4 protein-coding genes are annotated in these 3,250 nt (G+C 66.6%); 1 reads left to right on the top strand and 3 read right to left on the bottom strand.

What is annotated here, in order from left to right; all coding sequences use genetic code 11:
- Positions 1-173 precede the first annotated feature (173 nt).
- The 3 genes from folK to ACE3UY_RS01200 form a co-directional block, all read right to left on the bottom strand.
- A complete protein-coding gene (folK, locus tag ACE3UY_RS01210; RefSeq protein ID WP_374685728.1) occupies positions 174-728 on the bottom strand; it encodes a 2-amino-4-hydroxy-6-hydroxymethyldihydropteridine diphosphokinase in 555 nt (184 codons plus the stop codon).
- A 104-nt stretch (positions 729-832) separates the two neighbouring features.
- Positions 833-1,201: a dihydroneopterin aldolase gene (folB, locus tag ACE3UY_RS01205; protein WP_374685727.1), complete on the bottom strand. Its 369-nt coding sequence runs from the start codon at positions 1,199-1,201 to the stop codon at positions 833-835.
- A gap of 123 nt (positions 1,202-1,324) precedes the next feature.
- Positions 1,325-2,467 carry a polysaccharide deacetylase family protein gene (locus tag ACE3UY_RS01200; protein WP_374685726.1) on the bottom strand — a complete coding sequence of 381 codons (1,143 nt, stop codon included), beginning with the start codon at positions 2,465-2,467 and terminating at the stop codon, positions 1,325-1,327.
- Between the two features lie 235 nt (positions 2,468-2,702).
- Between ACE3UY_RS01200 and ACE3UY_RS01195 the strand changes: the two genes are divergently transcribed.
- On the top strand, positions 2,703-3,250 hold a 548-nt coding region (locus ACE3UY_RS01195; RefSeq protein WP_374685725.1), incomplete at its 3' end, for a sigma-70 family RNA polymerase sigma factor.

Genomic DNA, 3,250 nt, shown 5'->3' with positions numbered 1-3,250 from the left:
CGCGGCCGGCGCCGCGCCGCCGCTGACGATGCGCGTGGGGATGTATCGCTTCCCGTCGCTGGAGGCCGTGCCCGTCCTCGACGCCGCGGCCAACCCGGTGGGGGATGCTATCGAGGTGGGGGTGGAATAAATGAACCACGGATTCTACGGATTTAACGGATTGCACTGGGTGTTCAATCCGTATCATCCGTTAAATCCGTGAAAATCCGTGGTTCATTCATTACCCCCACATCAGGGCGCAACCGGATGGTCGGGTCGCGGCGGAGGGGAGCGGCGAGGGCGGCGAGGGGCTGGCCCGTCTCGGGGTGGGGCATGTCGGGCAGCAGGTCGGCCACGGGCAGCAGGCAGTGGGCGAAGTGGATCAGGCCGGGGTCGGGCACGTGGCGGGGGCGGCCGTCGGCCGGGGTGTAGTCGAACACAGCGTCGTCGTAGAGGGCGATGTCGGTGTCGATGGGGCGCGGCGCGTACCTGTCGTCTGTGCGCTGGCGGCCCAGCTGCGCCTCCACGCGCCGCAACAGGCCGTCCTTCAACGCCGCGGCGCTCTGGTCGGTGCGCAGCAGGACGGCGGCGTTGAGGAAGGGGGGCTGGCCGGCCGGGCCGACCGGGGCCGTCTCATAGACGGGCGACACGGCCACCACCTCCGCCCCCTCCGCCAGCAGCCGCACGGCCGCGGGCAAGTTGCGCTCCTTGTCAATATTGGAGCCGAGCGTAATGACAACCTGGTGCATGAATCAGTAACCACGGATTTTCACGGATTTAGCGGATAAAAACGGATTGAAACAAGGGATTCAATCCGTATCATCCGTCGAATCCGTGAAAATCCGTGGTTCATTTATTCCAACCCGAAATCCCCCCGGTCGCGCTCGATCTCGACGCCGACGGAGCGGGCGAAACGCACCGCCCCCGGCTTCTCCACGCGCACCAGCACGCGGGCGATGGGGTACTCGGTCAGGATGAGCCGCGCCACCTCCGTCGCCAGCCGCTCCACCAGCAGGTGGGACGACGCCTCGACGTACTCGATGACGCGCTTGCTGATCTCCTTGTAGTTGGCGGCGTACTGGATGTCGTCCGTCTCCGCCGCGCGCCGGATGTCGAAGTAGAGCGTCAGGTTGAGCAGGATGTCCTGCTTCTTCACCCGCTCGTCGGGGTTGATGCCGATGATGCCGCGGAGGAGGAGGTCTTGGATGATGATTTTATCCATGGGTTAGTTGTCAGTTGTTAGTTGTCAGTTGTCGGTTGTCAGTTGTCGGTTGTCAGTTGTTAGTCGTCAGTTGTTAGGACTGACAACTAACAACTAGCAACTGACAACTAATAACTGACAACTCTATTGCGGCTTTCCCCCGACCGTCCCCTCCATGTCGAGCAACTTCGCGAACTCGTCCATGGTGGTGTCGTTGCGGACGCGGACGCGCGTCCACTCGTAGCGGTCGTTGAAGCCGTGCCACGTGCCGCTGGCCGTGGTCACCGCGCCCCAGTAGTCCAGGTCGCGCAACATCTGGATGGTGGCCTCGTCATACGTCCCGCCGGGGTAGCAGAAGTAGCGCGGCCGGTAGCCGGTGTGGGCGGTCAGCGTCTCCTGCGCCCCCAGCACCTGCCAGATCAGCGCGTCGTGGGGCTTGCCGGCCAGGTCAGGGTGATTGCGCGAATGGGACTCCATGCGGTGGCCGGCCCGCGCCATCTCCTCGATCATCGGCCACGTCATGTGCCCCTCGCGCCCCTGGTCGATGAATTCGGTGATGATGAAGAAGGTGCCCCGGTGGCCGAACTCCTGGAGGATGGGGAAGGCGACCTCGTAGTTGTCGAGGTAGCCGTCGTCGAAGGTCAGCACGACGGGTTTCTCCGGCAGTTCGGCGTAGCCGACGATGGCCTGGGTCAGGTCGTCGAGGTCGATGGCCGTGTAGCCGTTCTCGGCCAGATAGGCCATCTGCCGGCGGAACATCTCCGGCGTCACCGACAGGTCAGTGCGGTACACGTCAGCGTCGGCCGGCGGCTCGCTGACGTAGTGGTACATCAGGATGGGCACTTTGAGCGTCCAGCTGTAGACGCCGGAGGGGGTGGGCAGCGGTTCGGCCGGGCCGGCAGCGGGCGCTTCGGGAGCGGCGGGCGGCGGCGCGGCGGCGGGCGCGTTAGCCGTGACCGGCGGCGTGGGCGGGAAGGCGGCGGCGGTGCGGGTAGCCTCGACGGCGGCGGTGGCCGGGGCGGGGGCGTCGCCGGTGGCCGCGGGGGTGGGCGTGGCCGGCTGCAAGAGGGTGGGCGCGGGGCTGGGCAGAGCGGCCGGGCCGAGCGCGGGCTGGCTGCCGGCCTCGGCCACGGGCGGCGGCAGGACGGCCGGCTCGATCTCGGCCGCGCCGCCGCAAGCGCTGAGCAGCGCGGCGGCCAGCAGCAGCGCGGCGGCCAGCAGCGGCAGGCCGAGCCGCCCGATGGCCAACACGGCGCGCGGCCGGCGATAGGTGTCTCGAAAATCCATAGGCTTATCTCAAACAGAACGAGGCCCCAGATTACACAGATTTTCCGGATTGGGCAGTGAAATCTGTGGTATTTCTCATAACTGTAGGGGCAGACCTGCGTGTCTGCCCCAGGGCGCACACGCAGGTGCGCCCCTACCCGCAAGGGTTCGTCAGGCGGGGGCGCATTTGCTATACTGCCGGGCATTCGCGGCCCGGCCGCGGGTAGTTGAACGACAGGGCAGTGCTGCGAACCGCATGAGCAAGAAACCGATTGACGTGAGCGCCGATGAGTCGGCGCTGATCGCCCAGGCCCGGGACGACCAGGAGGCGTTCGGCCAACTCTATGAGCGCTATTCGCAGCGCATCTACCAATATATCTACTACCGCACCGGCAGCGAGGCCGACGCCGAAGACCTGGCGGCCAAGACGTTCATGCGCGCCTGGCAGCACATCGGATCGTACGACGACCGCGGCGTGCCCTTCTCCGCCTGGCTCTACCGCATCGCCCACAACCTCGTCGCCAACTGGCACCGCGACCGCAGCCGGCGCAAGGTCATCTCCCTGGAAGACCTGAGCCGCTGGCAGGTGAATGAGGACGGGCCGGAGGCGTCGGCGCTGCGGGCCGAGGACAAGGCCGCCCTGCTGAGCGCCATCCGGCGGCTGCCCTCCGACCGCCAGGAGCTGCTGGCGCTGAAGTTCGTGGAGCACCTGTCGAACGCGGAGATCGGCGCGGTGATGGAGCGCAGTGAGGGAGCCATCAAGTCGCTCTACCACCGCACGCTGCTGAGCCTGCGCGAGGAGCT

Origin of the sequence: Promineifilum sp. (SeqCode), assembly GCF_041918635.1 — a bacterium.
In the GTDB taxonomy this organism is placed as follows: Bacteria; Chloroflexota; Anaerolineae; order Promineifilales; family Promineifilaceae; genus Promineifilum.
The sequence above is the reverse complement of the archived record's forward strand: the minus strand, read 5'-3'. Positions and strand labels throughout refer to the sequence as shown.